Source organism: Geofilum rhodophaeum (assembly GCF_002210225.1).
Lineage (GTDB): Bacteria > Bacteroidota > Bacteroidia > Bacteroidales > Marinilabiliaceae > Geofilum > Geofilum rhodophaeum.
The window spans coordinates 1-18,618 of record NZ_MWUJ01000008.1 but is presented as its reverse complement, the minus strand read 5'-3'; the positions used below and the strand labels follow the sequence as shown (position 1 = coordinate 18,618).

The following is an 18,618-nucleotide window of genomic DNA, read 5'->3' as shown; positions in this document are numbered from 1 at the left end:
TATTTTTGCAGGTATTGCGTTTTTGAAAATCAAAAATGCAATGGTTAACCTTAATTTTTCATAAGTTAATACTGGTGCGATGAGAGTTCTTAAGTTCGGTGGTACTTCCGTGGGGTCAGCAGAAACCATTGCCCGTGTGGGCGAGATTGTTGCTGAGTTAAAGGAGGAGCAAATTGTTGTGGTAGTCTCCGCGGTTGGAGGCGTTACGGACCGATTGATAAAAACGGCAAAGATGGCGGGAGAGGGCAATAAGGCTTGCTTCGACCACCTGCAATCCATCGTTGAAACGCATCAGCAAATCATTGCTCGTTTATTTGACCCGGAAGGTGTTCGCAAGGTGCAAGTGCTAACCGAAGCCGACTTTGAAGAACTGCGCATTATTTTAAAGGGCGTGTTTTTGGTGAAAGAACTGAGTCGTAAAAGCCTGGAAAGCATTTCCGGTATCGGTGAGCGTTTGTCCTCCAAAATCATGGCTACTTATCTGAATGCTGCCTGGTACGACAGCCGTTCTTACATTAAAACCACCCGGGAGTTTGGTCGCAATCAGGTGGTTTTGAGCGAAACGGAGAACCGGCTGGCGGAATTGCATCCGCAGTTGGGGTCCTTATCGCTCTTCCCAGGCTTCATCAGCAGCAATATGCAGGACGAGAATACGACCCTGGGCAGGGGCGGGTCGGACTATACCGCAGCCTTACTGGCCGCAGCTTTTAATGCAGAAGTGTTGGAGATATGGACCGATGTGGATGGTTTTATGACTGCTGACCCACGGGTCATCAGTCGCGCCTACTGCATCGATCATTTGAGTTATGCAGAGGCTATGGAGCTCTCTCACTTTGGCGCCAAAGTCATTTACCCCCCTACGATTCTGCCTGTTTATCAAAAGGAAATACCCATTCGCATTAAAAATACTTTTAATCCGGCAGCGCCCGGCACCCTAATTGGTCGCGAGACGGAGGTGGTTAAGGAGCGACAAATCAAAGGGATTTCCTCCATTAAGGATGTGTCTCTGGTTACCATTCAAGGGATTGGGATGGTTGGCGTTACAGGCATATCGAGTCGTCTTTTTACCAGTCTCGCCGCCCGCGATGTCAATGTAATCCTCATCTCTCAGGCCAGTTCGGAGAACAGCATCAGTCTGGTTATTGAACGCGAACAAGGCGGAGTGGCAAGAGCTGCCGTGGAAAAGGAGTTTGCCAGGGAGATTGCCGCACGTCAAATTCAACGCATTGGCGTGGAGGAGGACATGGCCGTGGTGGCCATTGTGGGCGAAAATATGAAGCAGACCACCGGTATTGCCGGGCAGTTGTTTAACAGTGTGGGCAAAAACGGGGTCAACGTCTTTGCCATCGCCCAGGGCGGTTCGGAGTTGAACATCTCTTTTGTGATTAAGGAAAAGGATATAAAAAAGGCGCTGAACGTGATTCATGAGGCCTTCTTCCTGTCCGATTATTCGCGCCTGAATCTTTTCCTGGCCGGTAAGGGAACCGTGGGCAGTAAGTTGTTGCATAAGATTGGGACCCAGGTTAAGAAATTGCAGAACGAGAACCATTTGCGTATTCGCCTGGTGGGCCTTGCCGGGAGTCGTTCCATGATTTTTGACCGGGAAGGACTGGATCCGGAGCAGGCCGCCACTCTTTTGGAGAAGGCTGGAAGTCCCGGCAGCATCAGTGATTTTAAAGATCAGATTGTGGCGCTGAACGTGGCCAATTCGGTTTTTGTGGATTGCACGGCCAGTGAGGAAGTGGCCTCGGTGTATCTTCCTCTCCTGGAGGCTAACGTTTCGGTGGTAACAGCCAATAAAATTGCCTCCTCATCCTCTTATCGGCATTACCGTAAACTCAAAACCACGGCACGTGAAAAGGGGGTGAAGTTTTTCTTTGAGACCAATGTCGGGGCCGGTCTTCCCATTATCGCTCCCATTAACGACCTGGTGCGCAGTGGCGATAAAATTGAGCGTTTGGAGGCAGTACTGTCGGGAACCCTCAACTTTATTGTGAATACTTTGTCGGAAGACAAGCCGCTGTCGGTGGTTATTCAGGAGGCCAAGGATAAGGGCTTCAGTGAGCCGGATCCGAGGGTGGATTTGAGCGGCACCGATGTCGTACGCAAGTTGCTTATTTTGGCCCGGGAATCGGGTTATCCCCTGGAGCAGGAGGATGTGGAGGTGGAGCCTTTTGTCCCCGCTGCCTACCTCAATACCCCGGATTTACCTGCCTTTATGACTAAGGTGAAGGAGTTGGATGCGGTATTTGAAGCGCAACGTGTTAAATTGGAGGCAGAGGGTAAGCGTTTGCGTTATGCTGCACGACTGTCGGAAGGTAAAGCGCGTGTTGGATTGGTAGAGGTGGATAGGAAGCATCCTTTTTACGACCTGGAAGGCAGCAACAACATTATTTTGATTTGGTCGGAGAATTACAATGAACACCCCATGCAGGTGAAGGGTTACGGTGCGGGAGCAGAAGTAACGGCTGCAGGGGTCTTTGCCGATATCATTAAGGTCGCCAACGTTTAGTCGACGGTATAAATTTTTCCGGTGGCACTCATGATGCTGCTGGGGTGGTGGCTGACTTCCACGTTGGGCTGCCCCAGAAGGTAGATGTTGCCGGTCGAGAAAATCTGTGCTTTCAGCGCTTCCTGAACCAGAATACGACAGTCGCCAAAGGATTTATGGATGACTTCGGAGCTGCGGGTTTGAAGCTCGCCGGCCAGAATGTCGCTGCCGCCCTGCAGATGGTAGTGTACGCGGTCTATTTTTCCTCGCAGTTGATGCTGACTTTTGTTGATGCCCCCGTACACACTTAAGTGCAGACTTTCGCCCCTGAGTAGCAAATCGCTGGTGGTGTAGATGCCTTTGCCGTTGACGACCAGCGACAGATGGGTGAAGCGCAGGGTATCGGCTCCCGTCTGCCATTGCGACGGCGCATTGGCAGTAAGGCGCTGAAGCTGGCCGGCCGGAACGGTCAGGGTGCCCAGTCTCTGGTCCTGCAACTGGTGCTGCTGCTGATGTCTGATGGTCAGTTTGCCCTTCTCATGAATCAATTCGTAGCCATCAATTAAAAAATCGGGACCACTCAAACGTAAGAGCGAATCGCTGCTGTTGGTCAGCACCACTTTAACCGGCGCCCAGATATCGATTTCGGTGGGCGCAGGCAGGATGATTTCTTTCTCCACCAGCTCGCCAGTTCGCTTCAGGTCGGACAGGTAGTCGCAGGAGGTCATCGACAGTACCATGAGTATGGTGGCCAGTATCGGTCGCATCATAACTTTTCCTTTTTTCCGGGTGAGGCCTTATCGCGATTTCGGGAGAGGCGGTAAGCCAGCCCAAATTCGATGAATTCGGCGGTGAAAAAGTTGGCTTTAATGCCAAAGTGGCCGTGCCAGTTTTGATACAGCTTTTGACGGATACCCAGACGTGCGTACACAGGCTGTCGGGCCGGTGTAGCCTGGTAGATGTAGGCACCCAGGTTGATGTAAAGGGCGGTGGTGCCCAGGAGGGATTCCATGCCGGCCAGTATGCCTGCGTAGATTTCGTCGCTTGATGAAAAGTGCTGATTGACATCGAGGTCCTGAAAATTCATGCTGGCCAAAGGGGCCCCCCCAAACTTCAGCAGATCGAGTCCCACCCCATAGGCCCGGGTACTGGTGCGGTACCACAGGTGGGTAGCGGTGATGCTGCCCGACCAATAGCGGGTGGGGTTATAGGCCGCAGCCTGATTCCTGCCCATACTGGCACTGAATACCCACTCGCGGTGAGCACTCCGGGGCGCCTTGTTGCGCTGCCACTGTTCATGGCTAAAAGGCTGGAGGTCGTAGCTGAGGCCCATATTCCAGGCCACCGTGTTGATGCCGTTGTTGGGCTTTCGTGATGAGCCGTTGCTCATGTGGTTGAGTGAGGCACCCGTAGAGAGTCGCCAATGGCGATGGAGGCGGTATGTCGCTTGCAAGCCAAAACCCACATAGGCATTTAAGTGCGAACCAAATACTGTGTTGTAGGTGTTTTCGCCTACTTTAAAAGGCTTATTGGCGTAGCCCAGTCCCAGTGCCACCCGGTAGCGAAGCTGCAGGGGACCTGTTTCGAGAATGTGAAAATTGATGAAGGGATAGAGGGCCCAGCCCTCACCATAAATATCGCTGCGGCCGAAGGTGCTGTACCACAAACCCAGACCCGTTTCGGGTCTGCGCAGGTAATTTTCCCAGCAGTCGGACCCGAAGCGCTGACGCAGCAAATTCAGCTCGCCGCCTCGTGCATAATCGTTCAGCAGATAAGTCATGCTGGTGTGGTGGGGCACCACAAAACCGTGGTGAAAGCGTGCTTCCACCGCCAGGCGAGTGCTGTCCCTGCCCGCTCCTCTGGCCGGAAGCCAGGGGAGCAGGAGCAAAAACAGCAAAGCGCCGCAGAATTGAATATGTTCTTTGACGCTTTGCAAAATGCTTATTCCAAATAGGTGTAACCGTAAAGTCCTGAACGGTAGTTAGATAGAAACTCCTTTCCTTCTTCCGCCGATATTTTTCCGGCCTTTACCGAGCTGGTTACCCAGGTCTCCACGGTACGGACCAGCTTCTTGGGGTTGTATTGTACGTATTCGAGCACCTCGGCCACGGTTTCCCCGTCTATCACCTGGTCTATTTCATAACCCTCTTTATTCACCGAAATGTGAACGGCGTTGGTGTCGCCAAACAGGTTGTGAAGGTCGCCCAGTATTTCCTGATAGGCGCCCACCAAAAACACACCGATATAATAAGTGTCTTTGGCTTTTAGCGGGTGTACCGGCAGGTAGTGACTGATGTTGCGGGTGGCAATGAAGTTGTCTATTTTCCCGTCGGAATCACAGGTGATGTCCTGAAGCGTGGCATTGCGTGTTGGTTTTTCGTCGAGCCGGTGAATGGGCATAATTGGGAAAATCTGATCGATGGCCCAGCTGTCGGGCAGCGACTGAAACAGGGAGAAGTTGCAAAAGTATTTGTCCGACAGTATTTTGGACATGTTTTTGAACTCATCCGGTGCATGCTTCATGCTGGTGGCGATCTGGTGAATGTCCTGGGCAATGGACCAGAAGAGCCTTTCCACCTTGGCGCGCGTGATCAAATCAAGTACACCAAGGCTGTAGCGGTCGAGGGCTTCTTCCCTGATTTGCAAGGCATCGTGCCAGGTTTCGAGCATGCGGGTCTGGTTCACATTGTCCCACAACTCGTACATCTCCTTCACCAGCTCATGGTCGTCTTCCTGAATTTCTTCCTCGTCGGACCACATGGGGGGCGAGGTGGCTTCCAGTACTTCGAATACCAGTACCGAATGGTGGGCAGTCAGTGAGCGGCCCGATTCGGTAATGACGTTGGGGTGGGGAATTTCATGCTTGTCGGCAGCCGCCACAAAATGCGAAATGCTGTCGTTCACATACTCCTGAATGGTGTAGTTGACACTGCTTTCACTGGTCGATGAGCGGGTTCCGTCGTAATCGACACCCAGGCCGCCGCCAATGTCCACAAAGTCGATTTTAAAGCCCAGCTTGTGCAACTGCACATAAAACTGTGCGGCTTCGCGCAGGGCATTTTTGATGCGACGAATTTTGGTTACCTGGCTGCCAATATGAAAATGGATAAGCCGCAGGCAGTCCTCCATCTTTTGACGCTCCAAAAAGTCGAGGGCCTCGAGCAATTCACTGGAGGAGAGTCCGAACTTGCTGCTGTCGCCGCCGGATTCTTCCCACTTACCGCTGCCACTGCTGGCCAGCTTAATGCGAATACCAATGTTGGGCTTTATTTTCAGGCGTTTGGCCACGGTGGCGATAAGACGCAATTCATTGAGCTTTTCCACAACAATGAATATGCGTTTACCCATTTTTTGGGCCAGGAGGGCCAACTCGATGTAGTCCTCGTCCTTGTACCCATTACATATAATAATCGAGTCGGTCTCCGTATTGATGGCCAGCACCGCATGTAATTCGGGTTTGGAGCCGGCTTCCAGACCAATGTTGAATTTTTTTCCGTGGCTTACAATTTCTTCTACCACCTGGCGCATCTGATTCACCTTAATGGGATAAATCAGAAAATTCTGGGCTTTGTATTCGTACTCTTCCGCCGCATTTTTAAAGCATTGCGAAATGGTTTCGATCCTGTTGTCCAAAATGTCGGGGAAGCGAAGGAGTACCGGGTTGGAGACATCCCGCACCATCAGCTCATCCATGAGCTCCTTAAGTTCGACACCGGCCGCACCCTTCTTGGGCGTTACAATTACATTGCCTTTGTCGTTGATGGAGAAGTAATCCACCCCCCAACCGTTGATGTTGTAGAGCTCAGCAGAGTCTTCAATACGCCATTTTCTCACTATAGGTCCTTTGTTTTACGGGTTTATAATAAACTGCGAAATAACCAAAATTTTAGCAAACCACCATCGTGTTTTGCATTAGTTTTAAGGCCTTTGTTCTTTTTGCATTTTTTTAAGGAAGTCCGATTTGACAGTGCTTGCGGCAATGCCCTGTGGATGGCTTACTGCGACCTCTAAACCCCAGTCGGCCAGGCCCTCAAAACGTCCCTTTTTTTGCCCGCGTGTCATGTCCATTTCGCTGCAATCGCCATTGGGCACTGCGCCCCACGACCAGCTGAGCCAGCCAATTTGTAGCTCCTGGCAGCGCGCCATAATGCTGTGGTAGTCGATGAAGCGTTTGCAGCCCACACCCATGGGGGCAAATTCCCCTACAATCAGTGGCAGATTCTGCTCTACGGCCCGTTCCAGGCCCTGCTCAATGCGCAGGGTGCTTCCATCTTCAGCAGGCCACCACATGTGCACCGAAAAAATCAGGTTTTTCAGTGGGTCGGCCTCCAACAAAGCAGGAGCCGCCTCGAGCAATTGTTCCAGATTTTGGCCCCAACCAGCAGCATCAATCACTAAGGGACAGCGAAGGCCTGCTTCCCGCAGCCGTTTAACCGCTTTCAGATAGCCGGCTGTAAACGCTTCTGTGCTGACTTCATGGCCCCCACATTCGTTGGCAATGTTGAGCAAGAGGTAGGCCTCATGCTTTTTAAGGACCTGTAGTACATCCGGGCGAATCCAATAGTCCACCATGGCCGGCAATTTATCCCAATCGCCTGTTGCGTCATGCAGTTCGGGCATGGGAAACATACCCTGGGCAATGCAGTTTTGTAGGAGAAGATCAAGGTTGGCCGCTGTTGCCCGTGTGCTGCTGCTGTCGGTAAGCCAAACCAGACGCGTGGTGTTGGCGCCGGTTTTTGCGATTTCGGGAAGCAGTTCCTCCCCTGTAAAATCAGGGGACCAAATAAACATTTCGTTGACGCCCCGCATGACAAGTTGCGCTCCGGAAGGGTCCAGGATATGGCGGCCTTCAGTGGTAATTACGTCGCTGAAAGCCTGGTTTGTCTTGTCGTTGTCAGAAGCTGTGGATGTTGTGCCGCCGCCGAAGCAACTGTGGAGTATAGTTATAAGCGGCAAGGCGAGATAAAGACGTGTTGGTTTTTTCATAAATGTAAGGTTGTGAGCCCTAAAGTTAAGGATTTTTTAACAAAAAAGAGGTTGTCCGCATTTTGCGGGCAACCTCTTTTTCAAAAAGGGGAGGGGAAAGAAGGAGGGTTATTTGATTTGCAGAACGCCCAGATCGGTGCGTACAATTTTCTTAATCAGTCCGTTTTCATCGTACTCCAATTTGTCTACACACACGCTGCGTCTATATGGACCTCCGTTGGGTAGGCCGGCAGTGTGGTAAAAGAAATAGTCGTTTCCTTTGAAATTAACGATGGCCTGATGGTTGGTGGGTGAATTGGGAATTTCATCGTGGATAACACCCCGGTATTGCCACGGACCATTGATGTTTTTACTGGTGGCGTATTCGGTACGTGAGGGATAGCCCGCCGCATAACTCATATAATAAGTGTCGTTGCGTTTGTGCACCCAGGGCGCCTCAAAAAAGTTGGTGAGCCCTTCTATGTTTTCAACCGGCCCGTCCAGTTCAACCATATTGTCTTTGAGTTTTACCTGGCGTACTTCGTTCCATGAACCCCAGAAGAAATACACTTCTCCATCATCGTCAACATATACTGTAGGATCAATATTCAATACGATGGAGTTTTCGGTGGTGTCGGCGATGATGGGATGGCCCAGCGGATCCTTGTAGGGACCGGCAGGGTGGTCGGCTACCGCCACTCCCATAGCAAAACCCTCGTGTACCCGGGCAGATGAGTCTTTGTGTACCATAGGTACGTACCACCAAAACTTACCATGGTTCTCAACAGCATGTCCGGCAAAGGCGTTGTGTGAAGCCCATTCAAAATCTTCGACAGACAGCACAGCGCCATGGTTGGTCCAGTTGACCATATCTGCGGTGGAAAAAACGTACCATTTATGCATCACAAAACCGTCTCTTCCTTCTATCTGTTCGTCGCTACCGGTAAACAGATACAGGGTGTCGTTGTGAACAAGCACAGCCGGGTCGGCTGTAAAGGGTTCGGAAAAAAGCGGGTTGCCGCTGTATTGCGGTTCCGGTTGTTGACAGGCATTGAGCGCAAACAGCCAAAAAGCTGCCAGAAGAAGGTGGAAGGATTTGAACATAGTAAGTTGGTTTAATTTGTTTTTTCGATAAGGACAAAGAAAGTTAATTTTTGTTGAGTGTTGGGAGATTTTCGTGTAATGATGGAGGATAAATGTGTCAAGCGCATTTAAAATGTATCTTTGTCCTGCCGTGAAACCATTAAGTATAAATGAATGAAGTTTGAAAAGTATAAGTTTATTCCTGTTCTGAATGAAAATTTGGCTCGTTTGGGCTTTAAGCGCCCTACCGACATCCAGTACAAATGTATTCCACCTGTGCTTAAGGGCGAGGATGTTTTGGCTATTGCGCAAACCGGAACAGGAAAAACGGCGGCGTTTGCCATTCCCCTTACCCAGCTTATGTCGATTGATTACCGGCCTTTGGAGCCGGGGGGGATTCGTTGCTTGGTAATGGTGCCTACCCATGAGCTGGCTATGCAGGTAGCGGGCGTTTTTAAGGAGGTGGCCACAGGAACCGGTTTAAAGGTGGTTGGTTTGTATGGCGGAGTGGAGCAAGACCCACAAATTGCGCATCTTAAGAACGGGGTGGATGTGCTCGTGGCAACACCGGGTCGTATGTTTGATTTGGCCGCCCAGGGGCACCTTAGTTTTAAATCGGTACAGATTCTTGTGCTGGATGAGGCCGATCATATGTTAGAGAAAGGTTTCTACGGAGATATGCAGGAACTGGTGAAGCGAATTCCTAAGAAGAGGCAGACCTTGTTTTTTTCGGCCACTATTGATGAGCGTATTAAGGACCTGGCTTACGGATTGGTTAAGCATGCGGTACGCATTCAGATTTCGCCCAAGGATCCGGTTTCTAAAAACGTGGATCATTCGGTGATTTATGTTGAAATGGACGACAAGCGTTTTTTTCTGGAACGTATTATTAAGGACCATTCGGACAATAAGATTTTGGTTTTTGTGCGCACTAAAGTTCGCGCAGAACGTGTAGTTAAAGCCATGGAGCGGGTTGGACTGAAAGCAGAGGCCATACATGGTGATTTGGCTCAGAATGACCGAAGTCTCGTGATGGACCGGTTTCGGTCGGGCAACAACAAGGTGTTGGTGGCTACTGACGTAAGTGCACGGGGTATTGATATCGCGGAAGTGAGTTATGTAATCAATTACGACTTGCCCGATGAGGCCGAAAACTATGTGCACCGAGTGGGGCGCACCGGGCGTGGTACTGCTCGTGGAGTGGCTGTTTCCTTTTGCAGCTCAGAGGAGAAGGAGCGTTTGCGGGAGATTGAGCAATATCTGGATAAGCCGGTGAAGGTGTTGGAGATGGATCCTGCCGATTATGAGGCGACGGTTGACTTGTCGGGTGATGCCGTGCACGATTGGCGTTCGGTGGTGGATGAATTGATTGATCTGGAAGAAGGTAAGCAAAAAGGCAAACGCAGCAAGGGGAAGAAATCTGCCCGTAAAAAATAGCAGTCGAAACTCAGAGAGCCTGGAAACAAAAAAGGGTATTGCCAGCAGCAACACCCGATAAAGCCTGGGGCTTAAAAATGGGTAGGGGACCATTGTCAACGTTTTGACGGTCCCCTTTTTAACCTTAACCCTAACCCAGTAACAAATATAGTGCTTGTTCGGATGAGTTCCAAATAAAGTGAGGTTTTTTTTCGATTTTTTTAAGTTTTCTTTTTTGTTTGGGTTTAACAAGCTGGTTGTTAGCGCTTTTATGTTTGGTGTTGAAATATTCTATTATGTTTATTGTTGCCAGGCTTTTGAAGCGGTAATAGCAAAGCCGGTTGATGTCTGGCATCAACCGGCCCGGATGTGATTTAAGAGCGGAAAACGGGGATCGAACCCGCGACCCTCAGCTTGGGAAGCTGATGCTCTACCACTGAGCTACTTCCGCCTTTTAACATAAGGGCTCAAATTTAAGTGTGCTTTTTTAATTCTCCAAGATTTATTGATGGTTTTCATTCATCATCTGTTGTTTTTTTGTCTTCTCAGGTTAAAGACTGGCAGGTCTTGCCCCTGGTTGATAAAAGTTGTAAATTTATGTTGAAGAATCTGAAACAGAAGATGGGGTTGATACGTTTAAGAAGGTATAGTCAAGAACTAAAGGGAGGGCCGGATTATGAAAAAGTTTATGTTTGCTTTGATTGCAGCCTTTTTGCTGATGTTGCCCGGCATGTTGAGCGGGCAAACGGAAGGGGATATCTTGCGTGAGCAGCGAGACAGTCTCCTTGCCCTGGACGATTGGATGGTGGATCCTACTCTTTTTAATGAGCACAGCAGCAACAGTGATCACAAGGTGGAGGCCTGGATGTTGGGAAAAGATGAGGAGCAGGAAGAGGTGGATGTGAAAGACTGGATGCTGGAACGTGTAGATGAAGAGCAGGACACGCAGGCTCAGTTGCGTTATTGGATGCTTCGCGGTTTGGAAAGAGGCAACAAAAGGTAAGGATTTGCCTTGTGTGATAACTCTGTTGTTTGTAAAAGTGCTATCTTGCCTTTTGAGCAGCTCGGGTGAGCTGCTCTGTTTTAAAAGTACAGATGTATGGGCAAGAGAGTTTTGTTGGTTGCTAATTTGGGAAGTCCCGCCACCCCCGGCGTGAAGGATGTTCACCGTTATCTTAATGAATTTTTGATGGATGAGCGGGTCATTGACCTGCCTTATTGGCAACGTTTGTTGTTGGTAAAGGGGATTATTACGCCTTTTCGTGCGCCCAAGAGTGCTGCCAAGTATAGGAGTATCTGGGGCCCCGAGGGGGCTCCCTTAATTGTATTAACTCAGAAAATGGCAGCGGCTTTGTCCGCTGAAACCGGACTTCCTGTTTATGTGTGTATGCGTTACGGAGCCCCCACGCCTGCCGAGGCGCTGCGCCGCTTGTCGACCGAGCATCCGGATGTGGACGAGGTGGTGCTTTGTCCCCTCTACCCGCATTACGCCATGAGCAGCTACGAGACGGCCGTTGAGCATGTACAGGCTGCGTATCGTAAGGGGAAGTTTGCTTTTGCTTTGAAAGTAGTGCCGCCCTTCTACGCCTATCCGGCCTATATTGACGAATTGGCCGCTTCTTTGCAGTCCTTTCTGTCGGAAAAGGATTACGATCTTGTGCTGTTCAGTTACCACGGCATTCCTGAACGCCACGTGCGTAAGAGTGACCCTACGGGCAGCCACTGTTTGCAGCATAAAGATTGTTGTTCGGTGCGCTCCAGCGCCCACGCCACATGTTACCGGCATCAGGTCAGGCAGACTACCGAGTTGGTGGCAGAAAAACTGGGGCTTCCCAAACACAGCTACAGCTTATCTTTTCAGTCGCGCCTGGGATCCGACAAATGGCTTTCTCCGGCGACCTCAGATGAGTTGGCGGCCTTGCCCGGTCGTGGTATCAAACGTTTGTTGGTGCTGAGTCCTGCTTTTATGATCGATTGTCTGGAAACGCTGGAGGAGCTGCACGATGAGGGCAGAGAAACCTTTATGGAGGCGGGGGGAAAGGTCTACGATGTGGTGCCCTGTCTTAATGGAAGTGCCTGGAAGGCACTTCCATTAAAGGAGCTGGGCGGCAGCTTTTAGTTGGTGGGGCGTTTGTTTACAGACGCTCCAGTTTTTGCAGTTTACGATACTCCGGGATCAGAAACGACAGGCAGATGAGGGCGGCTATTGTGTCTGAGATGGGGGCTGCCAGCCACACGCCCTTTAGTCCCCAATACTGAGGTAGAATCAGGAGCAAAGGAATCAGTACAATAACCTGCCGGAGCAGTGTGATGAAGATGGCTTTGGACGATTTTCCAACACTTTGGAAAAAGTTGCCGGCTACCATCTGGAATCCTATAATGGGCAGCATCAGCAGAAAAATGCGCATACCGTGGGTTCCCAATTGCAAAAGTTCGTCGTTGTTGGTGATGAAGGCCCGCACAATGGGGCCGGGAAAGCTCTGCACCAGTACCCAGAAAAAGGTGACAATCAGCGTGGCCATGATGAGGGTCAGGCGCAGGGTGGACTTAACCCGTGCGTAGTTGCGTGCTCCGTAGTTAAAACCGAGAATGGGCTGTGCAGCCATATTCAGAGCCATGATGCTGGTGATGATGATGACGGTAACGCTGTTGATGATGCCCATGGCACCCACAGCCAAATCGCCTCCGAATTTAATCAGGTTGAGGTTGAAGGTAGCCTGAACCGCACTGTTGGCCAATTGCATGAAGAAGGGGGAAATGCCGATGGAAAGGATGGCCAGTATCATTTTGGGTTGCAGGCGGATGTAGCGCCGCTTCAGCGGCACTACGCAGCGCTTGCTTCGGAAATGGATGAGCACCCAGAGGGAAAGGAAGCTCATGGAGATGATGGTGGCCAGGGCTGCGCCCTGCACCCCCATATCCCAGTGTAAAATAAAGAGGGCATCGAGCGGGATGTTGATTCCTGCGCTGAGGAGCATGCTGTACATGGCAATTCGCGCATTGCCTTCGGCACGGATTTGGGCGTTCATCGAAAAGCCAAACTCGTGGAGGACAACGCCCCAGAGTATGATGTTGACGTAATCGTTGGCGTACTGCAGGGTGCTTTCGCCTGCGCCAAAAAGGCGAAGCATGGGTTCTTTAAGGGCAAAACCAAGAGAAGTCACAAGGGCCGAAATAATCAGGACCATAACCACTGCGTTGCCCAGGATGGCCTGGGCCCGAGGCAAATCCTTCTTGCCCAGGGCCAGCGATATTTGAACACTGGAACCGAGTCCCACCAGCATCCCAAAAGCAGTCATCATTACCATAATGGGAAACACCGCAGTAACCCCACTGAGCGCCTCGGCCCCCAGGGCCTGGCCAATGAAGATGCGGTCGATGATGTTGTAGAGCGAATTGGCCATTACTCCAATAAAGGAGGGGCCAAAATAACGCCACAACAAAGCCTTTACCGGTGTATGTTCCAGTTCCCTTATTTTGTGGTGTTGCATGCTTTGGATTGTCAGCGACTGCAAAGGTCGGGAATTTTCGTTGTTTATGGTCGAAAAACGTTCGCTTTAGTCTTTCTTAACAGAAACAGAAGGTCCTTGGTTATCGACCAGGAGGGGGATGGTAAAAAAGAAGGTGGAGCCTTTTCCCGGTTCAGATTGTACCCATATTTTTCCACCCATCTGTTCCAGCAAACGCTTGCTGAGCGACAGCCCCAGTCCTGTACCCCGATACAGTACATCTTTTTGGTCTTCCACCTTATAAAAGGCATTGAAGATGCGTCCCTGTTCTTCGGTGGCAATGCCAATTCCTGTGTCCTCTACGTAGAACAGGAGGCTCTGGTTGCCACAGCGATAGCCGAAATGGATGTGACCGGAGGAAGTGAATTTTGTGGCGTTGTTCACCAGATTGGTTATGACCTGCCGTAGGCGTGTTGGATCATTAAATAATTGTAAATCGCCTTTGTCGTCCGGCAATGCCTTGATTTGGACATGCTCGTTGCCTCGCATTGTAAAGTAGCGTTCGAGTTCAAATAATAACTCGTTAAGCGAAAACCACTTGGGGACCAGTTTCATCTGGTTGGTTTCGATGATGGAGATATCCAGTATGTCGTTGATTAAAATGAGCAGCGCCTCTGAGTTGGAGCTGATGATTTTCACAAACTCCTTGCGTTCATCGCTTTCCAAATCTTCTTGCTCCAGCAGGTTGGAGAAGCCGACGATGGCATTCATTGGGGTGCGGATTTCGTGACTCATATTGGCCATAAAGGCACTCTTGAGGCGGTCGGAATGCTCTGCTTTTTCCTTAGCTTTTTCTAATTCGGAAGTGCGTTCCTTAACGAGTTCTTCGAGTCGGTTTCGGTGTTGTTCCAACTCGTGGTTTTGAAGGGTTATCTCTTTTTGACTGGCCCGTAAGCGCTGATTGGCGTCTGAAAGTTCATGGGTTCGCAGAGCAATTCGTTGTTCCAGGTCACGATTTTGTTCCTGAATGAGGGCGAAGCGCTGGCGGATCAGCCAAAAAGTCAAGAGAATAATCGAGAGTGCGAGCGCAATTAAAAAAGTGTAGGTGCGCCACCAGGGCGGGACGATTGTGATTTGAAGGCGCCTGGCTTCTTTACTCCAAACCCCATCGTTGTTGGAGCCCGTAACGATAAATGTGTAGCTGCCGGGACCGATGTTGGTGTAGGTTGCCTGGGCCAGGTGGCCCGCTTCGCGCCACTGGGTTTCGTAACCTTCCAGTTTAAAACGGTAACGGTTTTTAATGGGATTCAGATAGTTGATGGCCGCAAAGTGCAACTCAAAGTTGTTTTGATGATAGCGCAGCCGCAGTTCTTGCAGACTGTTGATGTCCTTTTCACTGAGTATGGGCAATTCGGATTTAGTGTCACTGCCAATAAGACGGAAGTCCGTTAGGATGGTGGCGGGAGGAATTTCGTTTTCGAAAACCAGTTTTGGGTGAAAACGGGTGAAACCTCTTGATGAACCAAAATTCAGATAGCCGTCGCTGCCTTTATGCGCAGCACGTACGCTGAAATCATTGGTAATGAGTCCATCACTGCTGTCGTACAGCCTGAAGTTATACGACAGGGGAGCTTTTACTGCATCGATGTACTTTACGAGTCCTGCGTTGGTGCTGATCCACAAGTGCCCCTCTTCGTCTTCGAGCAAACCCTGGATATGGGCATTGGGCAATCCATGATGGGTGTTGATTTTTTCGAAAGTGCCCTCTCTGGGTCGGAAAAGGTTTAATCCCGTTGCCGTTGCAATCCAAAGATTGCCTCCGCTGTCTTTGTAGGCGGAGAGGCAGGCCCCTTTGCCGAGGCTTTGCGCCTGCTCTGGTTGGTGGGTGAAGCGTGTAAAGGTTTGCTTACCGATATTGAAAACCTCCAGGCCTTCGGGGGTGCACAGCAGAAGTTCGTTTTCTGCAATTTCCAGGATGTGATTGATGGTGGTACCCGACATGGCAGCATCACCGGGGCGATGCATCTTCGACATTGAAAAACTTCCGGCTTCGTATTGAAAGCGGTAAAGGCCGTTGTTCAGTGTGCCCAACCACAGTTGGCCCTGGCTGTCTTCACTCAGGGCATTGATTTTTAGGGGGGGCGAATGTTCGCTTTGTGGGCCTGCTGTAAATGTCCTGAAGCCATCTTTTTCAGGTAAATATTTTTGCAGGTCGCCGTTCCGGCTGCCTATCCACAGGTGCCCACGGCTGTCCTTCAGCAAGCAGTGAACTCCGCCCTGAGCCAAGGCGAAGGGTTGCTTTTCGCTGGGCAGGTAATTTTTGATTTCACCGCTGGCCTTATCCAGACGATCGAGTCCTGCATCTGTCCCAATCCATAACCAGGGCCCGTCGTCCATAAAGCAATTGACCATGTGCCAGCTCAGGGTTCGGTTTTGAGACAGATTGACGCGATAATTGTGGAATTGTTTGAGTCTGTGGCTGTGGAAGCTCATTCCACCCGAAAAGGTACCTACCCAGATGTCACCATTCACATCTTCAAAAAAGCTGGAGATGCTGTTGTCGCTGATGCTGGTTTGATCTTGCATTGTATGGTAAAAGGCTTTTATATCCGGAGCCTGTCCCTGTTTGTAGGTCTCGAGGTTCAGCAAGTAGAGCCTGCCCGTGCCTCCACAGCCGATCCATAAATTATTTTGCTTATCGGCCAGCAAGGTGTTCACCTGACCTTTTTGTATGTTTTTGAAGACGCCGCGTGTGGGGCGTTCCTGATAATTCACAAACAGGTCGAGGCCTCCCTGGGCCATGCCCACCCACATTCTTCCGTAATAATCTTCGGTCAGCGTACGTACGGCCGACCCCGATAGGGAATGAACCCGGCCATCTGCCAGGTATTTTGTGAAATTATCCTGGTGCCGGTCGTAAAGGTTCAGGCCCTCCTCTGTAGCTATCCAAAGGTTTTGCCTGGTATCCAGATATAATTCATTTATCTGATTGTTGGAGAGGCCTCCAACACGTTTTTGGGCATTGTAATGAACAAGGGAGTCCTGCTTGGGATAGTAATGGAACAAACCCTCAGAGGAACCAAACCACACGGTTTTGTCGTAGTCTTCCGTGACCGAAGAAAAGGGGATGTCCGGAAGTTGGATGAAATGCTCAAGGGAGTCGGAATGGCTGTCGTATATGGCTACGCCCATGGCGGTACAAATCCACAGTTGATGTTCGCTTTTTCGTGCAATTTTATTGATGGTCGAATGCGGAAGTCCCGGATGATTTAGGTCGGCGCGGTAAATTTTAAAGGTATGTCCGTCGTAGCGATTAAGGCCATCTTCGGTACCCAGCCACATATATCCGCGGGTATCCTGATAGATGGTGCGTACATGGCTTTGAGAAAGGCCATGCTCGGTAGTTATTTGGACAAATTGGCGTGCATATTCCTGAGCCAGGGCGGAGAGATGCAGAACCAGGAACAATAAAATGGTAGCGCGTTTCAACATGCAGGTCTCCCTATTAAATAACAAATGGTTTATTTAACTGCATTATTCATAAATTATCTATTACGATGCCCAACTACCTGCTAAATACGTACGTCCTCAATAAAATGGATTTGAAAATAATCTATTATTCCCTGCGTCCATTTTCTTTGCGGTTGTCCATATTTATTGGTATTTGAGCATCTCATAACGATAACTTATGAATAAAGCAGGTTAACACCGATACGCAGACAAATGTAAAAGGTTGTTAAAATGTGTCGGTTTTAGGAGAGCTTGCGGATGCCTGGATGGGGCCCGGGACTAAAAAACGAAGGCGTCTCCCATTGGAAAGAGAGACGCCTTTGAAATAAACCGGTAAGATTATTTTTAATAGTTTAAGCCCTTAGAAGGGAGTCAGTCGGCCAATATTTTACACCAAATGCTTCAGCAAATCTTCTTTGTCGCCGTCCAGGTAATCGATGGGGGCAATTTCGGGCATGGTGTAGGCGCCGGGCTGCTGGCGCAGCACGGCTCTGGCACAGGAAATTAAAATCTGTGAGGTCAGTGCGGGGTTGTTGATCTTCATTTTAAACTCGAAGAGTTGGTTCTGGGTTTTTCCAGATACGCCCTTGTGTTCCAACAAAACACCGTGCCCCATATCCTTCAGTTCATCTACACTGGCAACCGGAAGAACGTGGGTTTCGTCGTTGCTGAAATAGCTGTCGCTTTTGATGGCCTGACTTACCTTTCCGGCATCGGCTCCCTTTTCCAGCTCGATGTACACCATACGGCGGTGGATACCGGTGCCGGTGGGGATGGTCATGGACAGGGCGTCTTTAACGCCATCAATGGCTTTGGCAGCCACGGAGTGTCCCATGCTCATTCCGGGTCCAAAGTTGGTGTACGTAAGGCCTTTAGGCGCCATGGCGCGCAGCAGGGTGCGGATTACCGAATCGCTGCCCGGATCCCAGCCGGCCGAGATGATGGAGGCCGCGTTGTGCTTTTTCCCAACTTCATTAAGTTTTTTGCGCAGGTCAAGCATGGCCTGGCCGTGGATGTCGAAGCTGTCGACCGTAGAAATTCCTTTGGCCAGGATGGCGCTGGCAATTTCGGGGATGCTGCGGGTCGGGGAGCATAAGATGGCTACATCGACTATGCCCAGGTCGGAGATGTCCGAGACTATTTTCACCCCGGCCAGCTCGGGCGGCGTGTCACTGGTTGAGGAGGCGCGGCGCACTACGCCGGCCAGTTCCATATCTGCAGCGGCCTGGATGGCTTCTACTGCGAATTTTCCGATGTTTCCGTAACTTACTACTGCTACTTTGATCATAGTTGCTGGTTTTTACGCAGGGTTGCGGCTGGGGGGAGGGAGGAGCTTGAGCTGAGCGGCTGTGTCTGTGACTCACTGCGTCTGTGACTCACTGCGTCTGTGACTCACTGTGTCTGTGACTCACTGCGTCAGTGACGGTCTCTTTCCCCCACCCCCAGGGTTGAAACCCTGGGTTATTATTAAGAATAAATGGTCAAGCGCTGTGCGCTTGTTTATGTAAGTGGACTGAAGTCCACAACCTCAGACTGAGGTCTTCGGTTTTTATTATGAACGTTTGGTCAAGCGCTTTGCGCCAAAGGTTACGCAAAGATAAGAAAGCTTGAGCAGATTTCAAAGTGAAAGTTTTTTGACGTTTTTTGTGATGTTTTGTTGTTTTTTGAGGGGGCGGAGCCCCAGGGTTGAAACCCATAGCCGTC

13 protein-coding genes and 1 tRNA gene are annotated in these 18,618 nt (G+C 50.3%); 4 read left to right on the top strand and 10 right to left on the bottom strand.

Translation table 11 applies throughout. The features are described from left to right. Positions 1 to 79 precede the first annotated feature (79 nt). Entirely contained in the window at positions 80 to 2,512 is a 2,433-nt protein-coding gene (thrA, locus tag B4W65_RS08900; protein ID WP_088654802.1) for a bifunctional aspartate kinase/homoserine dehydrogenase I, read from the top strand. Here thrA and B4W65_RS08895 read toward each other — a convergent pair. The 5 genes from B4W65_RS08895 to B4W65_RS08875 form a co-directional block, all read right to left on the bottom strand. Continuing rightward, positions 2,509 to 3,261, bottom strand: a complete 753-nt coding sequence (locus B4W65_RS08895) for a GIN domain-containing protein (protein ID WP_088654801.1) — start codon at positions 3,259 to 3,261, stop codon at positions 2,509 to 2,511. The genes thrA and B4W65_RS08895 overlap by 4 nt on opposite strands. Continuing rightward, positions 3,258 to 4,388 carry an acyloxyacyl hydrolase gene (locus B4W65_RS08890; RefSeq protein ID WP_088654800.1) on the bottom strand — a complete coding sequence of 377 codons (1,131 nt, stop codon included), beginning with the start codon at positions 4,386 to 4,388 and terminating at the stop codon, positions 3,258 to 3,260. The genes B4W65_RS08895 and B4W65_RS08890 overlap by 4 nt, the downstream gene beginning before the upstream one ends. A 44-nt stretch (positions 4,389 to 4,432) precedes the next feature. Further along, positions 4,433 to 6,325 carry a biosynthetic arginine decarboxylase gene (gene speA, locus B4W65_RS08885; protein WP_088654799.1) on the bottom strand — a complete coding sequence of 631 codons (1,893 nt, stop codon included), beginning with the start codon at positions 6,323 to 6,325 and terminating at the stop codon, positions 4,433 to 4,435. A gap of 84 nt (positions 6,326 to 6,409) precedes the next feature. Further along, positions 6,410 to 7,477, bottom strand: a complete 1,068-nt coding sequence (locus tag B4W65_RS08880; protein WP_088654798.1) for a cellulase family glycosylhydrolase — start codon at positions 7,475 to 7,477, stop codon at positions 6,410 to 6,412. A gap of 108 nt (positions 7,478 to 7,585) precedes the next feature. Further along, on the bottom strand, positions 7,586 to 8,560 hold the full coding sequence (locus B4W65_RS08875) for a glycoside hydrolase family 43 protein (protein WP_088654797.1): 975 nt from the start codon (positions 8,558 to 8,560) through the stop codon (positions 7,586 to 7,588). Between the two features lie 153 nt (positions 8,561 to 8,713). Here B4W65_RS08875 and B4W65_RS08870 point away from each other — a divergent pair, with 153 nt between their 5' ends. Continuing rightward, the gene (locus B4W65_RS08870) at positions 8,714 to 9,976 is read left to right on the top strand and encodes a DEAD/DEAH box helicase (protein WP_088654796.1); all 1,263 of its coding nucleotides are present in this window, start codon (positions 8,714 to 8,716) and stop codon (positions 9,974 to 9,976) included. Positions 9,977 to 10,334: 358 nt separating this feature from the next. On the opposite strand, the gene B4W65_RS08865 is transcribed toward B4W65_RS08870, so the two are convergent. Continuing rightward, positions 10,335 to 10,406, bottom strand: a tRNA-Gly gene (locus B4W65_RS08865). A 225-nt stretch (positions 10,407 to 10,631) separates the two neighbouring features. Here B4W65_RS08865 and B4W65_RS08860 point away from each other — a divergent pair. Both B4W65_RS08860 and hemH read left to right on the top strand, forming a co-directional pair. After that, the gene (locus B4W65_RS08860) at positions 10,632 to 10,958 is read left to right on the top strand and encodes a hypothetical protein (protein ID WP_088654795.1); all 327 of its coding nucleotides are present in this window, start codon (positions 10,632 to 10,634) and stop codon (positions 10,956 to 10,958) included. A 96-nt stretch (positions 10,959 to 11,054) separates the two neighbouring features. Further along, a complete protein-coding gene (gene hemH, locus B4W65_RS08855; RefSeq protein WP_088654794.1) occupies positions 11,055 to 12,074 on the top strand; it encodes a ferrochelatase in 1,020 nt (339 codons plus the stop codon). A gap of 16 nt (positions 12,075 to 12,090) precedes the next feature. Here the strand turns inward: hemH and B4W65_RS08850 are convergent, their stop codons facing one another. From B4W65_RS08850 to B4W65_RS17445, 4 genes are all read right to left on the bottom strand, one after another. Next, complete coding sequence (locus B4W65_RS08850) at positions 12,091 to 13,446, bottom strand: MATE family efflux transporter (protein WP_088654920.1); 1,356 nt, start codon at positions 13,444 to 13,446, stop codon at positions 12,091 to 12,093. Positions 13,447 to 13,512: 66 nt separating this feature from the next. Beyond that, positions 13,513 to 16,896, bottom strand: a complete 3,384-nt coding sequence (locus B4W65_RS08845; RefSeq protein WP_088654793.1) for a two-component regulator propeller domain-containing protein — start codon at positions 16,894 to 16,896, stop codon at positions 13,513 to 13,515. A gap of 406 nt (positions 16,897 to 17,302) precedes the next feature. Further along, a complete protein-coding gene (locus B4W65_RS08840; protein ID WP_088654792.1) occupies positions 17,303 to 18,202 on the bottom strand; it encodes a diaminopimelate dehydrogenase in 900 nt (299 codons plus the stop codon). Between the two features lie 193 nt (positions 18,203 to 18,395). Continuing rightward, positions 18,396 to 18,618 (bottom strand): hypothetical protein (locus B4W65_RS17445; protein ID WP_205741246.1); only part of this gene is annotated, 223 nt, incomplete at its 5' end.

Coding starts and splice junctions, on each gene's coding strand:
- B4W65_RS08880 (WP_088654798.1), bottom strand. CDS start 7,477: ATGAAAAAACCAACACGTCTTTATCTCGCCTTGCCGCTTATAACTATA.
- B4W65_RS08860 (WP_088654795.1), top strand. CDS start 10,632: ATGAAAAAGTTTATGTTTGCTTTGATTGCAGCCTTTTTGCTGATGTTG.
- thrA (WP_088654802.1), top strand. CDS start 80: ATGAGAGTTCTTAAGTTCGGTGGTACTTCCGTGGGGTCAGCAGAAACC.
- B4W65_RS08845 (WP_088654793.1), bottom strand. CDS start 16,896: ATGTTGAAACGCGCTACCATTTTATTGTTCCTGGTTCTGCATCTCTCC.
- B4W65_RS08870 (WP_088654796.1), top strand. CDS start 8,714: ATGAAGTTTGAAAAGTATAAGTTTATTCCTGTTCTGAATGAAAATTTG.
- B4W65_RS08840 (WP_088654792.1), bottom strand. CDS start 18,202: ATGATCAAAGTAGCAGTAGTAAGTTACGGAAACATCGGAAAATTCGCA.
- B4W65_RS08895 (WP_088654801.1), bottom strand. CDS start 3,261: ATGATGCGACCGATACTGGCCACCATACTCATGGTACTGTCGATGACC.
- B4W65_RS08875 (WP_088654797.1), bottom strand. CDS start 8,560: ATGTTCAAATCCTTCCACCTTCTTCTGGCAGCTTTTTGGCTGTTTGCG.
- hemH (WP_088654794.1), top strand. CDS start 11,055: ATGGGCAAGAGAGTTTTGTTGGTTGCTAATTTGGGAAGTCCCGCCACC.
- B4W65_RS08850 (WP_088654920.1), bottom strand. CDS start 13,446: ATGCAACACCACAAAATAAGGGAACTGGAACATACACCGGTAAAGGCT.